Here is an 18988-nt window from a genome sequence, read left to right on the forward strand (position 1 = left end):
ACCAGCGAACTGCAACTGTGCGCCATCGGTCTTGTCTGTATAATAAAAGCGCAAGGTACAGCCTTCAGTGGTCTTAGCAAGTATCTCCGGTTTATATTCTATACTTGTCCCTTTGTCCCAACTTCCCAAATTGTGGGAACCAGTCCATACTTCAAGCTCTTCAGTCTGAGAAGGTGTTTCAGTTTCGCCGGAATCTTCAGAACCGGAACTTTCTTCAGAATATACCGATACAGCATCCAGCGTTAATGCAACGGTAGAAGAAACACTAAAGCCGTTTGTAAAATCTCCCACCGCAAAAACCAATTGTCCGTTAGCCAAACCGGCAGGCAATGTATAAGTTTTCTGAGCTGCTCCACTTCTTGTTGCTGGTTGAGAAACAATCAACGTTGCAACAGTCACATCAGCATCCGTTCTGGAATATTCAATACAATAGACATCGGTTTCCGCTAAAGTCATATTCTGAGGGGCAATCTCAACTGAACTACCAACAGTTAAAGACTGATCTTTCGCAAGTTCTGTTTTTGTTTTATTCTCAGTAGAGATTTCTGCTTCTGACGATATAATCCAACCGGTTGATTTTTCGTCTGTCCAATCATCAATCTCAATATTAGCGGTTATCAAATCAATAATCGTTTCTCCTTCTGTAGAGCCACCGGGTGAAGAAGTAGAAGACGATTGAAGTGACACAGGGAAAGTGTATTTTTTAGATCCTCCAAATGAGATATTCTCTACCGGACAGCGATAAGTTTTTCCACCTGAAGTCTGTATCACAATACTCCGGCCTTTACATCCCTCATCCGGTATCACAATGACCTCATACGTTCCATTCGACTCAGCAAAATTGAGTGTAGAGTTATACTCATCTGTAGTGCTTACAGTTCCTGTAGCTACATCCACTACCCCATTGACACGCTGTTTATCAATGCGGACAGTGGCACCAGTCACAGCATTACCATCTGCATCATTAATCTGTAATGCAATCTTTGTCAGCTTATGCTGGAAATTCAAAGTAACATTGGTAGTGCCTGCTGTAATAGAAGGAGCCGATGCATACATGATATCATTTTTAGACAAGCTCTCATTCCCCAATGTAAATGTATAGTTCCCATCAGTAATCGTTTCATTGTAAGGATATACGGCCATAAAACTTACCGTACTTTCATTTCCGGAATAAGTGATGGGATTTTCTGAGACAAACGAATTCACATTACCCTCCGTATTCGCATACTTTACATTAATGTTCTGATATCCGGAAGCTGCATTTGTTTGCATGTACACACCGATTTCATCTCCAGCTTCCCAAGCAGTATCTGTAGCACGGCTTTCCACCATATACGTTGTAAAACGTACTCCGCCTCCATCAATATTGTTTAAAGAATCATCTTTGTCGCATCCCGACAAGAGTAGCCCTAAGGTCAAACCAACCAATAATGTCTTTTTCATAATCATGTTTTTTATAGTTAATAGAATTTATTGTTTTATCCAATGGGAACGAATAACAAGGAGGCAGATAACTGGGACCTGTCATCTTTTGTTGCAAAGTTAACGACTACCATCCACTTAAATTGATACTATTATATTCATAGCTAATACTCTTGTTTTTTCTGCAAAAAATGTATCACCAAAAGATTACAAAGGTTTTTCTGAAACCTGAAATCATAAAAAAAGGTATCCGATTTATATCTTCAAAATCTGAAAGATATAAACCAGATACCCTATCACCGTTATCCTGAACATTCTCTTACAGCAACTGCATATTCTTATCTATCAGTTTCTTCAAGGTCTCTACAGAAGCTGTAGTAGTCAGGCCGTCCTGTGGGGTGTTCATACAGTAATCCACCAACTTATCTATCGTAGAAACAGCCACGTGCATCCGAGTGTCCGAAGAAGCATAATAGATGAATACCTTACCGTCCTCATCGGCAATCCAACCGTTGGTAAACAATACGTTCGATACGTCGCCGATACGTTCTTCGCCTTCCGGAGCCATGAAATAACCACCTGGAGACGCAATAACTTTGGTCGGATCCTCCAACGAAGTCATATACATATACAGTACATAGCGCAATCCGGCAGCGCAACCACGTACACCATGAGCCAAGTGTAACCATCCTTTCGAAGTCTTGATAGGATGCGGCCCCTCACCATTCTTCACTTCCTTGATAGTATGATAAAACCGGCAGTCGATAATCTTTTCTTCCTTTACCTCGGCATGTGTAATATCATCCACCAATGCCCAGCCGATACCGCCACCACTACCGGCGTCAATGAATCCATCCTGCGGACGGGTATAGAACGCATATTTACCGTCTACAAATTCCGGATGAAGCACCACGTTCCGCTGCTGGCTCTTCGATTTCAAATCCGGTAAGCGTTCCCAAGTCTTTAAATCTTTGGTACGGGCAATGGCTGCAGTAGCCGTAGCCGATGACAAATCACCGGCCGGTGCATTGCTATCATGACGTTCGGCACAAAATATACCATATATCCAACCGTCTTCGTGAGCTGTCAGTCGCATATCATAGATATTGGTAGCCGGAATCACATCATCCGGCATCGTTACCGGATAATCCCAAAAGCGAAAATTATCTACCCCATTCGGACTTTCAGCCACTGCAAAGAACGACTTGCGGTCGGCGCCCTCCACACGCACCACCAATACATATTTCCCTTTCCATTTGATGGCACCGGAATTCATGGCTGCATTCATACCGATGCGTTCCATCAGGTACGGATTTGTCTTTTCATCCAGATCGTAACGCCAGAACACCGGCGTATGCGCTGCAGTAACCACCGGATATTTATAACGGGTATAGACCCCGTTCCCGTCTGCCACCGGTTCATTCTTGCGGATAATCAAAGCTTCGTGCTTTGCAAACAATTCTTTTACTTGATTATCAAAGGTACTCATAATTTATTTCGTTTTCTCAATTTGTTTCATGTCTTCTGCAAATAGTGTTTTCGGATGCTCGTAGAAACGGACAAAATCGGCTGCCGAGACTTGTCCCGGATAAGGGGCATAATAGTGGTTTTCACGTTCACGTGCATTCCGCCATACCAATACATAACTGATAGGGTATTTTTCAATGGCCGGCAGCAAGGTACCTGTCCACCAAAGAGAATCCGGAATGGTTTCATATCCGGTTTCTGTCACCGCCATCGCCTTCCCGTGCGCCTTGCTCACCTGAGTCATGATAGTCAATGCACCCTCCAGATTTTTGCCAAATGTATCTTTGTCATACTGATAGGCATCTACCCCAATAAGGTCTACGATTTCATCCCCCGGATAGCGTTCCAAGTATTCCGTAGAATCTTTCGGTTCAGTTCCCGGCGAATAGGCATAAAGAAGCTGGGTAGCCCCCTTCTCCTGCATCCGGTCGTAGGTTATTTTCCACAATGCTTTATAATCCTCGGTAGAGCACAGATTCTGTCCCCACCAGAACCAGCTTCCGGTATGTTCGTGCCACGGACGGAAAAGTACCGGAACTTTCGTGCCGTCGGCAGTCCGAATCGAATTCAGGTAATCGGCTACTTTATCGAGCCAGCCCATGAACTTGTCATGATTGACACCACCCGGCAATACCGATTTCACTACCGTAGAATCACTGACATCCCAGGAATCCTTTCCAGTCACCGGATTATCCACATGCCAGCTGAAAGAAACCATTCCACCCCGTTCATACTGGGCGACCACTTCCTGACGGATGCGGGCCAACGAAACATTATCCAGATTCTTATCGCCATAAATTTCCATCCGTCCCAAATCGAACGACATGACAGCCGGATAATCTCCGCATACGCTCTTCACATCACTGCGGGCAGAATCACCGTCCCAGCCGATACCGTATACCGGATCGTCATGATGACCAAACATGAATTTTCCTTGCTGAGCGACAGCATTCAGCCTTTCTAACATGGTATGGGCTTCTAAACTTTTCCTTTCAGAAACTACCGGATTTTTTCCACTATTAGAACAGGCTGATGAAAGACAAGTCACAATAGATATTCCTAAAATAAGTTTGAATGAATTTTTCATAAGAATCAGCTTTAAATGATATAGCAAAGATAGACTTTCCATTCATTGATTTCTGATACTATTTTAACAGAATCAAATAGTAAAAAGGTCAGTAGCTCTGTATGATGAAAAAGGCTTCACCATACAGAGTTCCACCCGATTCCCTACAATTTATTCATAGCTTCTTTCACTGCCTCACGATCCAATACATTCTCAGACTGGAAAGCAGATTTCCACCAAGCCTTATCGGCATGTGGCTTAACTGCATCTCCTTCGCCTACTGTTCCATACCAAGGCATAAACCACGACCAGAAAACTCCTGCATTCCATTGTGCTGAGATATCTCCGATAGGTTCACTCTTCTCTCCATCCGCATAATAACCGCATTCGGTCAAAGCAATCATTCTATCACCATACAATTCAGTCAAGGCTTTAAATTCCTCAGCACATTCTTCCACCGTCTTCCCATAAAGATCACGACCAATAATATCTACATATTCATCGCCTGGATACCATGCTGCATCATCTTTGTTTTCCGAAGTCCATACCCAAATCAAGTTATCCAAACCCTGTTCCTTGAAATAATTGAACATCATCACCCACAATGCCTTGAAACTATCTGCATCTCTACCCCACCAGAAGAACTGACCGGCAGCTTCATGCAACGGGCGCCATAGCACAGGAATCTTTGCAGCCTGCAGTTGTTTCAACATTACTGCCACCTTTTCTAGGTCAGCTTTTACAATGCCATTTTCCCAAGAACCATCTTCTGTCACTTTCTGAGCATTGAAGTCAGTCTCGGACATAGTAGCCGTATAATCGTCAATTCCACTATCGGCCTTTTTCGGGACATTCCAATGCCACATACAAGAAACAATACCACCCGCTTTAGCCCAATTCGTTACCGGAGAAATATCACTATAATCAATCCAGTTCGATGGAGAATAACGCATGTGCATATAGTCGAACGTATTCAGAGCCGGATAATGTCCGGTCCAAGCATTTACTTGTTCAGCCTCATCTGTATTCCAAGCCACATTTGCCATAATACCTGATATAGTTTTCTTTCCATAATTTTCAATCAGGAACTTATACAGTTTTTCGGCTTCTTGTGAAGTAGCCATCACCAATTTCGAATGTAAATCCAAGGTACTGAAGCTCACAGAAAAAGCTGGAGCCGACATCTGATTAGGACCAGTCACCAATCCCTCAGGGATTGTTATTGTATAATCAGTTGCTCTAGAAGGCGCACTTACGGTCAATGTCAAAGTATCACTTTTACCATATACCAGACCGTTGCGAATATGCCCATCATTGCTGACAGTAATCTGAGCCGTATCAGCGGCTGCAAAAAATACATTTTTATCGTAAGCTAACTTCAATATAAAGTCTCCAGCTTTCACTGAAGCGCCATCAGTCAAAGAAGCATAAACCAAAGCCGGTGCATCTACAGCCGGTATTTCATGTTCTACATCGGTATTACAAGCAGTAAAAGATACAGGAACTGCCAATGCCAACATCCATTTCATTATATTATTCTTCATACATATACTTTTTTTGTTGGAGCTTGAGCCCATCCCATGTAAGTAACAGACTCAAGCTACGTAATACAGTTAGTTTTTATTTTAAGGTAATCTTAGTCATCGTAAAATTACAGCCCGTCACTACCAGACCACTGTTATTTCCATCGGACAATACTGCCAGATCTTCTGCCGTCAGCGTAGCAGAGAAACTGGTAGACCCAGCCTCAAGACTAACTGCCGGAATAGTAGGTAATGCAGCCCAACCAATACCGCAACCTCCTAAACGGAGTTGCCAATCTGTAGTAGCCGTATTCAAGGTATAATAGACAGTAATGACTGTTCCCGGTTCTACTGAACTCCAGTCATATCCATTCCAACCAAGGTCCTGATTACCTTCCCACGACGAAGTTGTCGTAAATGTACCTTCCCAAATAACCGTTTCAGGACGTTCCGTCGGAATGAAGGAAATCGAATAGTTGATAACGGTTTCTGCTGACACCAATTCTACAGATGTATCTTTTCCGGCAGTTCCAGGTATCTGAATCATCAGTTGATTTCCAGAAAGTATATATTGCACCGTAACCCCATCTATTCTAATTTCTGTAAGTTTATCGCCGTTTGCCACTTCAAATGTCACTACCTCTCCAGCATGATATTCGCCGTCCAGTGAACTTACGATATAACAAGCAGCAGGTACATCTATCGTTAAATCCAACTCAGAGACCTCCTCACCATTCTCCATCTTCAAAGTCACAATTCCACTTTCAGCCTGTGCTGGAACCGATACGACCAGTTCTGTTTCAGATTTTGACAGAATGGTTCCTTCCAGACCATTGGCAAATACAACGGCAGACACCAAATCCAGGTTTTCACCATGAATAATGGCTTTCTCGCCAGCTTTCACTCCTTGTCCGCATGACAGATTCGCAGGTTTAGCTGTTTCAATAAAAACAGTGACGGTAGCACCGCTACCAGTATTCAATATCAGTTCTCCGCTTACAGTTCCTTCTGGAACTACCACTACAACCTCTTCCGAAGAAGAAGAAAGCGGCTGTACAGCTTCTGTAACTCCCGGGAATACTACCGTTGTAATCAACTCCATGTTTTCACCGTTCAGTGTCAGTTTCTGCCCTGCACGAACACCTGAAGCCGGTGTGACTGTAACCTTATCTGGCATTGCAACTTCCAAACGGGCAATTTCAATCTCCACTCCAGAAGCCGGAAGCGCATAAACAGTACCGTTCGTAATTGTTGCAGGAAGCATAAAAGTGATCGATTCATTTTCAGAAGAATATACAAAATCCACTGTATCACCGTTCGGCATCCTTATTTCTCTTACCAAATCTAGATCTTTTCCAGTCACAGTTACTTGCTCACCCGGTTTCTTTCCTTTTAAATCAATAACACCATTCACAGTTGGTAATATCACTTGTAATTCCTGTTCAGAATAAAGTTGATTTGGAATTTCTGCGCCATCGGAAAGGATAATTTTACCAGTCTTTGCCTCTTCTGGAACAAGTACCTGAATTTCGTTACGTGTATGCTTCAGGAACTTGTCGGCAGTTCTATCCGACTGCGTTTCTCCTGTATCTTCTTCCACTATAATACCATCAGATACGATAACATTGTCTGCAAAGATAACCTGATGTATCAGATTCAGGTATTCACCTTGAATCGTCAACACATCCCCTGGTTTTACGATTTCTGGTGAAAAACTTTCTACAGAAATCGGTTCAGAATAAGTCAACTTGGTTTTTGTTGTAATGCTTTCTCCATTCTGGAAAATCAAAGTGACATAACCCGGTTCAGCCGTTTGAGGAACAGTCACACGGATTTCCTCAGAACTGATAACCGTTATATCCGTTATATTTTCACATCCCGGAATTACTACAGCCGTAACCTGATCCAAACCACAACCTAAGAAGCGAAGTTCACCTCCACGTGCAACAGGACTTGGTCCGAATACATTCAGACTGATTCCTCCTTTGTAAGGATTAGTATCCAAATCATCCTCATCACAAGCAGTGAATGCAAAGCAGCTTAATAACATCAAGCACACTATCCATAATGCTGATAATTTATATCTCTTATTCATATATCTAATTCTTTATAATATTATTCTATCGGAACCACTCGAATATTATCCATACAGATGATTGGTTCACATTCTTTTCCATCTGTACCACCTCCACGCAAGAAAATACTTAGACCGGCAAATCTCTCTGACGTAAATTCAACCTCTCCGGCAAGTCCTGAAACCAATTTATTGAATTCTGACATTTTTAGCGTAACGGTTACCCACTGATTATCCGTATCATACGAACCGGTATCTTCCCAAGGTACCCATACACCACGCGGCGCCTTACCTTCTTCGTGACTTTCATCATCATTCCAGATATAATCCTGAGTCTGATTATTCATTGAGACTTCATCTAAAGTAGTAAATCTGAACTGCATACCCTCGGCCATCCAAGGATTGGAAGTAGGAACATATACTTCAAACTTCAATGCCAATTCATCTACCTTATATTGTTTCAATATTTCTTCAAATTGCGGCAGATTGTAGAGTGGCACACAACCTTGTGTTGCATTCGGGTCCGGCCAGTACATCATCATATATTCTCCAGGAGTCTGCCATTGACCACCAGACAAAGAAGCAGGACCGAATACAAGATAATTCCCGTCAATCGGAGGGACGGAAGCGATAATTTGTCCTTTCTTCTCGTTATCACCGTTCCATGAATTTCCTGCAGACAAAGCGCCTTCATACTTTCCATCCCAATCGAATAGAATATTACGAGTATCTTTATATTGGAAAGTGGATTGGCCGGTTCCATAAATGGATGTTACCTGAACATAACCTTGAAGTGCACCTTCTGGTACAATGAAACTCACAGCTGTCTTTGATACATTTGTAATCTGATCTCCTTCTACTGTGACGCCACCTGGCATAGAGATAGTTAAAGGTATGTTCGGATCATCCACAAAATAATCTCCATAAAGGACAGCTTCACTTCCAGCAGGAGCATATTCACAACTCATGGAATTTATTTCCGGAGCTGGAACCATGATCCTAAAATCATAATCTACAATCTCACCGGATTTAGTAACCATATAGATTTTATCTGTTACCTCTTCCGGGATCGTTTTTGGAATATCCACCAAGATGGTATGATCAGTCATATAACTGGTATTCAATGTAGCTTTCTGATCATTGAAATAAAGTTCATATATACTCCGCAGGTTATCACCGACCAAACAAATTGTATTACCTAAATAAGCTCCGACGAACAAGGAATCGGCTTCTTCCGGCAATGGAGAACGTACATATTTCAAAGTAGGGATTCCATCGGCAATTTCATATTTATCCGGTTGATCTTCGCAAGCTGTCATGAAACAGCCAGAAACAGCTAAAGCCGCAACAAAAAACCAATTTATATATTTTGCTTTCATTTGATGTTTCATTAAAAAGATTAATAACTATATTCAGAACGAACATCTACATGCACGGGATCCTCCATCAAATTCGGATTAAACACCACATCCTCCGATGGGAACGGCAAAGTAAAACACTCTTTAGTAACATTCGGAATCTTCGGATTACTTGTATAATGCTGATCGGCAGTCGCGTTCCATACGGTCTGTCCTGATTCATAATAAGCTTTGTACAGGTTATTCAGGTTGTCGTACACATCTCGTTTCTGATTAACCAATTCGTTAATGGCCTTTTGCGGGTCATAATAAGACAGACGGACGAAATCATACCAACGATCTCCTTCACAAGCCAACTCCAACCGGCGTTCCTTCCATACATCTTCCCAAGATACCGAAGCGGGTAATTTATATTCACTTATCGCCCGGTTACGCACCTGCCAAAATACATTCCTAGCCTTTTCATTGGTAGTGGAACCTTGATTTCCGATAACAGCCTCTACATAAATCAAATAAACATCTGCCAAGCGTAACAAATGCGTACTCAGGCTACTGGACATACTGGAAGCAGAAACGCCCAATCCTTTCATGTGGTCGTTAGCGTTACCATACAGATGTTTCACTTCATTGGCGCCTGTAGGGCTCTGTAATTCACCGGGGCCTCCCTTTCCATATCCATCTTTATCATAAATGAAATTGATGTAATCGAAACCACCTTTATCCTGCCAAAAATATTCATATTTATCACCAGCCATCATCATGGTTGCTTTACGACGGGTATCAATAACAGACTTATCACGGTCTTTCGGATCCTGATCCGGAGTTACACCGAACGCCAGCTGCAAGTCAATGGACGGACCATTGTAGCCACCCCAGTTATCACCGAATTCATCAAATCCTACCATTGCCAAATCTGACTGTAAAGTATTCTGAGCAGTATACTGTCCACTGGCTGCATCCCAGCGCCATCCTATCAGACTTTCTTCACAATTGTTATTCTGCAAACGGAAAATATCTGCATAATTATCCATAAGCTGTCGCCCTGAATTATCAATGACATCTTCTGCCAATGTCTTCGCCATATTCAAGGCTGCCTCATCACGTGTTCCGCTTTGGTTCACTCCAGATTTAGTCAGATAAACCTTCGCCAACAAACCTTCGGCCGCATAATAGTCAATCCGCCCGGCATCTCCTTTCATAATTCTGCCGTCTTCATCTCTGAACAACTCCATTGCTTTTTCCAATGTCATGACAATATATTCATAAACGTCAGCCAGCATAACTTTCTTCTTGTCATTGTATGTACCCTCTTCCAGTTCCTTGGAATTATCGTGTATGATGGGTACAGCACCGAATGTACGTGCCAGATAGAAATAAGCCATAGCCTTCCATGACAAACATTCTGCCATACACTGCCTTCTGACATTCTCCGAGCAGCTGGCTGTCTGTAAGGTCTTATAAACCGTATTACAATAAGCAATGACCGACCATAACGAATAGGACATATTCACCAAATCCTGATCGGTCCCATTCACCGTAAAATCCAAATAAGGACTTTTCCCCCAATAATAGTTACCAGACATCACTTCACCCACTTTGAAGAAACCACGCTGGAAGTCATACCAAGGAGAATTATACAGGAAGTTTACTCCTTGTACACACTGAGTATCATTCTGGTAAAAATTCGATTGGTTATAGTTATCCTCGGTCGGACGATCCAGGAAGTCCTCACAAGAAGTTATGCCTAAACCCAGGACAGCAACCAGTGCCATATATTTGATATTCTTGATTTTCATAGTCACACAACTTTTTTAATAATTAGAAAGAAACATTCAAGCCAAATGAATAGACTGTAGGAGACGGATAACGTCCATAATCCAAGCCATATACATTAGCACTTTGGGTACTGGCGCCGATTTCAGGGTCATAACCGCTATAGCCGGTCAGCGTCAGCAGATTCTGGATATTCGCATAAACTCGTAAATTGTTCAATCCCCATTTCTTGACCATCTTCCCCGGGAATGTATATCCCAATGTAATATTCTTCAAACGGACATACGACCCGTCTTCAATATAACGGTCACTGATACGGTCATTGTCATTCGGGTCCTGAATAGAAGCACGAGGCAAAACCGCATCCGGATTCGCCACCTTGACATTAGTTACGTCATCATACCAGTACTGACCGCTAGGATATATCTTGTTCGCATCTATCGGTTCCAGTCTCGCACGGTCTGTTACTGACTGCAACTGGTTTTCCCAAGCTGAGTTCATGTGAGTCAATTGCATGCCCAAATAGTTCATTACCTTATTCCCATACGAACCATTGATGAAGACAGACAAGTCGAAATCCTTGTAACGGAAAGTATTAGTCCATCCGAACGTAAACTTCGGCATTGGTGATCCCAAATTAGTCTTATCATATTCATTAATAATACCATCCGGCTTACCATCCGGTCCACTGATATCCTTATACTTGATATCTCCTACCCAAACAGTATTTTTCCGATTAAAGACACCGTTGGATGGATACTGTTCCGGTTTCGGCGATTTCTGCAAATCTTCAAAATCCTGATACACTCCATCGCACACATAACCATAGAAATTATAAAGCGATTCACCGACATTAGAAACACTCACCACATCATTCCACTGTCCATAACCCACAATCTGTGCGTTAGCAGTACCCGTCAACGCTTTCAGTTTATTCTTGTTGAATGAAATCTGAAAATCCGAATCCCATTGGAACTTTCCGACCAACGGATGAGTATTCAATGAAATTTCTACACCAGCATTCTCAATACTACCGTAATTCCCGTATGGAGGATCCAGACGGCTACTGGTATTACCTTGAGTCCCCATGTAAGAAGGCAACTGCAAAGCCATCAGCATATCATTAGAGACCTTCTTATACCAGTCTACAATCAGATTTACACGGTCTTGAATGAAACCTAAATCCAGACCAACGTTCCATTGTTCCTGCGATTCCCATTTGATACCTGTATTCGGAATATTTTTCGGGCGATAACCGGTACCTAAACTTGAACTCATTTTCACGATGGAAGTTCCCCACAGGTAACCACCAATATTCGCATTACCAGTCTGTCCCCAACCCAAACGTAACTTACCATTGCTGACAACACCGGCCAAAGGTTTGAAAAACGATTCATTCGAGAAACGCCAGGAACCGGCTACTGCATGGAAGCCCGCCCACCGGTTATCCGGACCAAAATTGGAAGAACCATCATAACGATAGGTATACGTTCCATAATAGCGGTTATCGTAATTATAAGTCAAACGGGTAAAGAACGAAGCCATAGCTGAACTACCGAAACCGGAACCAATGACCGGAGTAGCCGTTCCCAATGATGGATTATGTACGGCATCAGAAGGCAGACTTGTATTCGAAACACTGATATTATCGTAGTTCGAAGCCCAGCATTCCTGCCCCAACATCGCTGTAAAGTTATGTTTGTCTATCATGCCGCTGTAAGTAACATAGTTCTTTACTTGCCAGAATTTACTGCTGTTTTTCTGAATGCTGCTAAAATTACTGTCACGTTTCCAGCTACCGAAATCTACCATCGGTTTATAACGTTCACCTTTCGATGCACTGATATCATAACCTAATTCAGCATGCCATACCAGATTCTTTATCGGAGTCACTTCAAAAAAGATATTACCGGTCAGTTTCTGACGGTTCAGCAGCACCTGGTCCATCATGGCCATTGCAATCGGATTCGGATTCGTATAACCCTCACGAACGATAGTCGCATAATTACCGTCAATGTCATAGATAGGAATATCCGGAACAGTCTTCAACGAATAGTTGATGATACCCTGTTCGCCGTCAGCCAGTTTCAAATCCTCGTCAGTGGATGAATAAGTAGCACTCAAACCTAATTTCAACCAGCTTTTCAATTGAGAGTCCAAATTCACACGGAAAGAATAACGGTTAAAGTTTGACCCTATCAACGTACCATCCTGATCCATGTAAGAAGCCGATACATAATACTTGATTTTTTCTGTTCCACCGTCGGCAGAGATCTGATGCTGATGCTGCAAAGCAGTCTGGAAAACAGCATCTTGCCAATTGGTTCCTTTACCTAGAATGGAAGGGTCCGCATAATAACCATTTACGTCCAATTCTCCAACCTGAACAAATTCATTGTAATAATTGGCGAATTCTCGCAAGTTCATCATGTCCAGACGTTTGGTTTGACGCTGTACGGCCATCATACCGTCGTACGTGAATTTGGCTTCACCGGCCTTACCACGTTTGGTCGTAATCAGGACAACACCATTGGCTCCTTGAGCTCCATAGATAGCTGTAGCAGAAGCATCCTTCAGAATCTCCATTGAAACAATATCAGAAGGGTTGATGGTGGACAACGGAGAAATGGTAGATACGGAACCGTTACCCAAGGCATCGCCCAAGCCGAAATCAGAACCCGAAGTACCACCTCCTTGAACAATGACACCATCGATAACATACAACGGCTCAGCATTCGAGTTGATGGTAGCCTGACCACGCACACGGATGGAAGAAGAGGAACCAGGAGCACCGGATGTACTGACAGCCGATACACCGGCTGCACGTCCTTGCAGAGACTGGTCCAGATTCGTTATGACCGAACCTTTGATAGCATCTTCACCTACAGATACCGAAGCACCAGAAAGGTCACTCTTCTTCATAGTACCATATCCCACCACCACGACTTCCTCCAAAGTCTCCGAATCTTCTTTCAAAACAATGTCCAAAGAAGTCTGGTTGGTTATCTTTACAGTCTGTGTCACATAACCGATATAAGAAATCTCCAATGTAGCACCGGATGCCACATTGATAATAAAGTTTCCGTCAATATCCGTAATTACTCCATTAGTAGTTCCTTTTTCGAGGACATTGGCTCCAATCACTGTTTCACCGCTAGCGTCAACTACCTTACCCTTAATCTGTTTTTTAGCTTGCTGGGCAACCTCCGGCACATTTATTACAGAGGCCTGCATCTGATGCACATTCCCCAACGACATGGTCGCAAAGGCACCGGCAATCAGCACACACTTTCTCACATGTTTATCCATAATGTATCTTTATGATTAATAATTTCGTTTCATTCTAAAGGAAATAATCCGAGAACCTATTTTTAATAAAACCTGTTACTCTGAATAAACGGACTCCATATTGTGATATAGGATTGTCCATCCGCCTTATTTCGAGAGACCTCTCATTCAACCAGCACTGTTCAACCAAAGGAATACAGAAGATAGTGTTTTGTTTTTCCATAACTTATCAGATTTTTTCAACAATGCAAAAGTAGAAGAAATGTTACGGAATCTTTGATATGATTTTATCATATCCTAACCAATCTCCGCTCAAGCATAACTAATCAGAAACACACGAATAAAAAAAGGAGCACATCTTCTGTACTCCTTTCCAATCATGCTAAATGACAATCCGCTTCTTCCGGTAATATTCCCGGAACTCTTTCGGCGAACACCCTTTCTTCTTCTTGAATATCCGATTGAAATTCGAGAGATTATTGAATCCGCACTCGTAACAGATTTCGGCAATAGCCATGGTAGAATCTACCAACAGACGGGTAGCATGTCCCAAACGGATATCAATGATATAATCAGACAAGCTCTTGCCCGTACGTAACTTAAAAAAACGGCTGAATGAAACTTCAGTCATCCCCACCATATTCGCCAAAGTAGCCAAACGAATTTCCTCCTGGTAATGCCGATTGATATAATCCTGCACCTTCTGTACCCGACGGCTGTCAGATTGTACCTCAATCCGCGCAAATGAAGAGCTGGACAAGGTACGTGCTTCCTTAGTAAACATCGACAATTCATACAGAATGGTCAAAAATTTATTAACCGCATAGAAACCTTTGGTTTCTGAAAGTCCGTCCAACAATGCATATACCTTCATAATCGCTTTCAACGGGAAGCACAGACCATTCTGCGCCTTTTCGAACATTTTCCGTACCTCATCAAACTGATTGGTGTCCAACATCCCTTTCATAAAACCGGAAGAAAACTGGACAGTTATCTCCCGAATATTATCCGACTGGCAATTCCCTTGTTCCCAGACATGCTCCAAGTCAGGACTTGCAATCAAGACCAAATCGTAATCCTGTATGGCTTCCGACGAATCGCCGACAATACGCTTCACTCCAGCCGCATTCTCTACAAAATTCAGTTCAAACTCTTTATGACAATGCATCGGATAGGTGAATTCGGTCTTATTCCGGTCGGCAATATAAAAACAATCCTTGTTTGACAACGGCGTGATTTCACGAATAATGTGTCCTTCCATTACAGTTTTTCCCATAGTACCCGTAAGTTTAACAGTATAGATAGCAAACTTAAAAATATTTTTTGACAATCCATACAAGTATCTGTAAAAATACACGATTCTGGAATTTGGGAATAAACTGCCATACCATCACTGCCACAACAGTACATCCATTCACCACCCCATCAGCTTCCTCAGATAAGCCGTCAGTTCCAGAGCCATCTTCTGATGCTGTCTGCGCGAAGGATGGTAACTGGCTCCATATCCCAACGAACCGTTCTGTGGAGACATATCGAAACGGAAAACATTCATATCGCCCTGCGACTGACGCTCAGCGGTGACCGTATCCAAAGTTTCCTTGACATCGGCCAGTCCCTTTCCGTTCAACATGGACCCCGTCAACAACACCAGTTTCGCCTGTGGATAAACCTTGCGCAGATAGCCTACAAAATCACGGTAGGCATTTTGCAACAGGACCTTGTCATATCCCTTTGTACTGACATCATTCGTACCCAGATTGACACAGACTACATCCGGAACAAACAGCCTGTGTTCCCAATGTTCATCCGGATTCATGAACAACGTCTGTTCATACATGGCCGGCATACAGTCTTTGTTCCCTTCCCGCGGTCCGTTATAGTTCCGGTAGATACCGATTCCCGAACGGGCCACTACCAGATGCTGAGCCTGCAAGGCACGGGCTGTTTCGGCAGCATAGGTATAATAATGGTTTTCGGTTTCATACGTAAAAGGGTCCTTCGGATTTTCCGATTCTACCCCATAACCACAGGTCATGGAATCACCGATAAATTCAATCCGCCGGACAGGCAGTTCCGGCATCGGCACCAGATGACATCCTTCATCCAGATAGAAGCCATAAAACTCCGGTTTCAGTTCATATCCTTCTATCGCATACATCAGTCTTACCTGGTGTGTACCTGCCGGCAGTCCTTCTGCCAGGCTGACAATCGAATCATTTTCACCTATCTGGATGCGATAAGGGTCCAGAGCATCAATCTCCACCATATAAGCTCCGCTCCCCGGTTTCGTTTTCATTTGCAGGGAAGTCCCCTCGAAAGCGGCACAGACAGATACCCCCGGATAGGTAAAACGTACCGCCTCAGGATTCGTCTTGCTGACTCTTCCCATGTATGTAATGTTCGGATTACTGGCAGGAACAAAGACATTGCTCGCCGTCCCCGTACAAATACTTCCAAGCAGACAGACTGCTAATATCAAACCATACAGTTTCTTCATCATCATATCCATTATAAATTATATTGACAAATCATTGTTTCGGAACAGATACAAAGATAGCCACGATGGTTTACCTTTTACAATATAATCTTAACTTTTTCTATACAGATTCTTTCCTACAGCATATTTTAAAAGAAGATTATTCTGACACGCCATGTTTCGGATAAAATAATATCAATGCTTCTCGGAAAGGTTCACTACTTTTGTCCTACATAAATAATCATTAACCCAATACCATTTAAATCATGAACTACAAGACAAGATTCTACCTGGCAATCGGCCTGTCTCTAATGTCAGGTAACCTGTGGGCACAGGATGTATGTATCTCCACTCCTCAAAGTTCACTGGTACTTTCAGCAGAAACCGGACAGCAACTGAAATTTGTCTACTATGGAGACCGTTTATCCGACACTGACCTGAAGAACCTGAATGCGGCCGGAAGTGCCACCCTCGACGCATATCCGGTATACGGTATGAATTGCCCGAGCGAAACAGCGCTGGCAGTCAAACATGCGGACGGAAACATGAGCCTGCAGATGGAAGTCGTTAAAGTCGATACTGACCAGACTCAAGAAGCCAATCTGACCACCATCCAACTGAAAGACAAAGTATATCCTTTCTATGTAGACGTATGCTACAAGGCATACAAGGACGTAGATGTCATTGAAACCTGGACAGAAATCAGCCATAATGAAAAAAAACCGGTAGTATTAAACCAGTTCGCTTCCGCCTATCTGCCCATCCGTCGTGGAAATGTATGGCTGTCTTCCTTATCCGGCTCCTGGGCCAACGAAGGGCGGCTAGTACAAGAAGCACTGACTCCCGGTATGAAAATCATCAAAAACAAGGATGGAGGTCGCAACTCACATACGGCTCATGCTGAAGTTATGTTCTCATTGGATGGAAAACCTCAAGAAAATACAGGCAATGTTATTGGAGCTGCATTGTGCTACACTGGAAACTATAAACTACGTATCGATACAGACGACAGCGAATACCACCAGTTCTATGCCGGTATTAATGAAGAAAACTCTGCTTACAATCTGGTAAAAGGTGAAAAGTTCCAAACTCCAGCCTTGGCTTTAACATATAGCCAGGAAGGCCTGAGCGGTGCCAGCCGTAATTTTCACCGCTGGGGACGTACCTACAAACTGGCACATGGAAATATTCCCCGCAAGATTCTGCTGAACAGCTGGGAAGGAGTCTATTTCGATATTAACCAAGCCGGTATGGACCAGATGATGGGTGACATTGCTTCGATGGGCGGTGAACTGTTTGTAATGGACGACGGATGGTTCGGCGACAAATACCCACGTAATACGGACAATTCTTCTTTGGGCGATTGGGTAGTTGATAAACGGAAACTTCCCGAAGGAATCGAAGGACTGCTCCGCGACGCGAAAAAGCATGGTATCAAATTCGGTATCTGGATTGAGCCGGAAATGTCAAATACTACCAGTGAATTATACGAAAAACATCCGGACTGGATTCTGAAGGCTCCGGAACGTGAACCGGTACTGGGACGTGGAGGTACACAAGTGGTACTCGATTTAGCCAATCCGGAAGTACAGGATTTCGTATTTAAAGTAGTAGACGATTTAATGACCCAATATCTGGAAATCGATTACATCAAATGGGATGCTAATATGCCTATCATGAACCACGGTTCTCAATATTTGTCTAAAGAGAACCAAAGTCATATGTACATTGAATATCATCGGGGATTTGAGAAGGTATGTCAACGTATCCGTGCCAAATATCCAGACTTGACCATCCAGGCTTGTGCCAGTGGAGGCGGACGTGCCAATTGGGGATGCCTGCCCTACTTCGATGAATTTTGGGTAAGCGACAATACCGATGCCTTACAGCGAATCTACATGCAGTGGGGAACTTCGTATTTCTTCCCGGCCATTGCCATGGCTTCGCACATCAGTGCCGCACCGAACCATCAGACTTTCCGCACCATTCCACTGAAATACCGCATTGATGTAGCTATGAGCGGACGTCTGGGCATGGAAATCCAACCGAAGAACATGACCGACGAAGAAAAGGCACTCTGCAAACAGGCCATTGCCGACTACAAACAGATTCGTCCGATTGTCCAGTTCGGTGACATTTACCGCCTGGTTTCTCCGTACGACCACCTGGGCGTAGCTTCACTGATGTACACCACTCCGAAAAAAGACAAGGCCGTATTTTATTGGTGGAAAACCGAACATTTCGTCAACGAACACCTGCCCCGTGTAAAGATGGCCGGGCTGAATCCGGACAAACAATACCGTATCAAGGAACTGAACCGCATAGACAACCAGCCATTAAGTTTCGAAGGCAAATCCTTCAGCGGAGAATTTCTGATGAATAACGGACTTGAAATTCCATACAAACACATTGTAGACTATCATAAACAGAACGACTACGCAAGCCGTGTCTTGCTGTTGGAAGAAATCTGATAAGCTACAA

Annotated in this window: 11 protein-coding genes; 1 reads left to right on the forward strand and 10 read right to left on the reverse strand. The window is 43.2% G+C overall.

The window, feature by feature from the left end; translation table 11 throughout:
- The 10 genes from C510_RS16085 to C510_RS0103950 form a co-directional block, all read right to left on the reverse strand.
- The coding region (locus tag C510_RS16085; RefSeq protein WP_169336138.1) for a fimbrillin family protein at positions 1-1443 on the reverse strand (1443 nt) is incomplete at its 3' end.
- Positions 1444-1741: 298 nt separating this feature from the next.
- The gene (locus tag C510_RS0103910; protein ID WP_018710027.1) at positions 1742-2911 is read right to left on the reverse strand and encodes a glycoside hydrolase family 130 protein; all 1170 of its coding nucleotides are present in this window, start codon (positions 2909-2911) and stop codon (positions 1742-1744) included.
- Positions 2912-2914: 3 nt separating this feature from the next.
- The gene (locus tag C510_RS0103915; RefSeq protein ID WP_025892248.1) at positions 2915-4036 is read right to left on the reverse strand and encodes a glycoside hydrolase family 26 protein; all 1122 of its coding nucleotides are present in this window, start codon (positions 4034-4036) and stop codon (positions 2915-2917) included.
- A gap of 143 nt (positions 4037-4179) precedes the next feature.
- Positions 4180-5559 carry a glycosyl hydrolase gene (locus tag C510_RS0103920; RefSeq protein ID WP_018710029.1) on the reverse strand — a complete coding sequence of 460 codons (1380 nt, stop codon included), beginning with the start codon at positions 5557-5559 and terminating at the stop codon, positions 4180-4182.
- Between the two features lie 76 nt (positions 5560-5635).
- Positions 5636-7633, reverse strand: a complete 1998-nt coding sequence (locus C510_RS0103925; RefSeq protein ID WP_025892247.1) for a hypothetical protein — start codon at positions 7631-7633, stop codon at positions 5636-5638.
- Positions 7634-7653: 20 nt separating this feature from the next.
- A complete protein-coding gene (locus tag C510_RS0103930) occupies positions 7654-8991 on the reverse strand; it encodes a glycan-binding surface protein (RefSeq protein ID WP_018710031.1) in 1338 nt (445 codons plus the stop codon).
- A 20-nt stretch (positions 8992-9011) separates the two neighbouring features.
- A complete protein-coding gene (locus tag C510_RS0103935; RefSeq protein WP_018710032.1) occupies positions 9012-10766 on the reverse strand; it encodes a RagB/SusD family nutrient uptake outer membrane protein in 1755 nt (584 codons plus the stop codon).
- Between the two features lie 22 nt (positions 10767-10788).
- Complete coding sequence (locus tag C510_RS0103940; RefSeq protein WP_018710033.1) at positions 10789-14052, reverse strand: SusC/RagA family TonB-linked outer membrane protein; 3264 nt, start codon at positions 14050-14052, stop codon at positions 10789-10791.
- 361 nt (positions 14053-14413) lie between these two features.
- Positions 14414-15307, reverse strand: a complete 894-nt coding sequence (locus C510_RS0103945; RefSeq protein WP_025892246.1) for a helix-turn-helix domain-containing protein — start codon at positions 15305-15307, stop codon at positions 14414-14416.
- 138 nt (positions 15308-15445) lie between these two features.
- Positions 15446-16534, reverse strand: coding sequence for an SGNH/GDSL hydrolase family protein (locus tag C510_RS0103950; RefSeq protein ID WP_244870446.1), 1089 nt, complete (start codon positions 16532-16534; stop codon positions 15446-15448).
- A gap of 239 nt (positions 16535-16773) precedes the next feature.
- Between C510_RS0103950 and C510_RS0103955 the strand changes: the two genes are divergently transcribed.
- Complete coding sequence (locus C510_RS0103955) at positions 16774-18978, forward strand: alpha-galactosidase (protein WP_018710036.1); 2205 nt, start codon at positions 16774-16776, stop codon at positions 18976-18978.
- Positions 18979-18988 lie beyond the last annotated feature (10 nt).

It is taken from the genome of Phocaeicola barnesiae DSM 18169 = JCM 13652 (genome assembly GCF_000374585.1).
GTDB lineage: Bacteria > Bacteroidota > Bacteroidia > Bacteroidales > Bacteroidaceae > Phocaeicola > Phocaeicola barnesiae.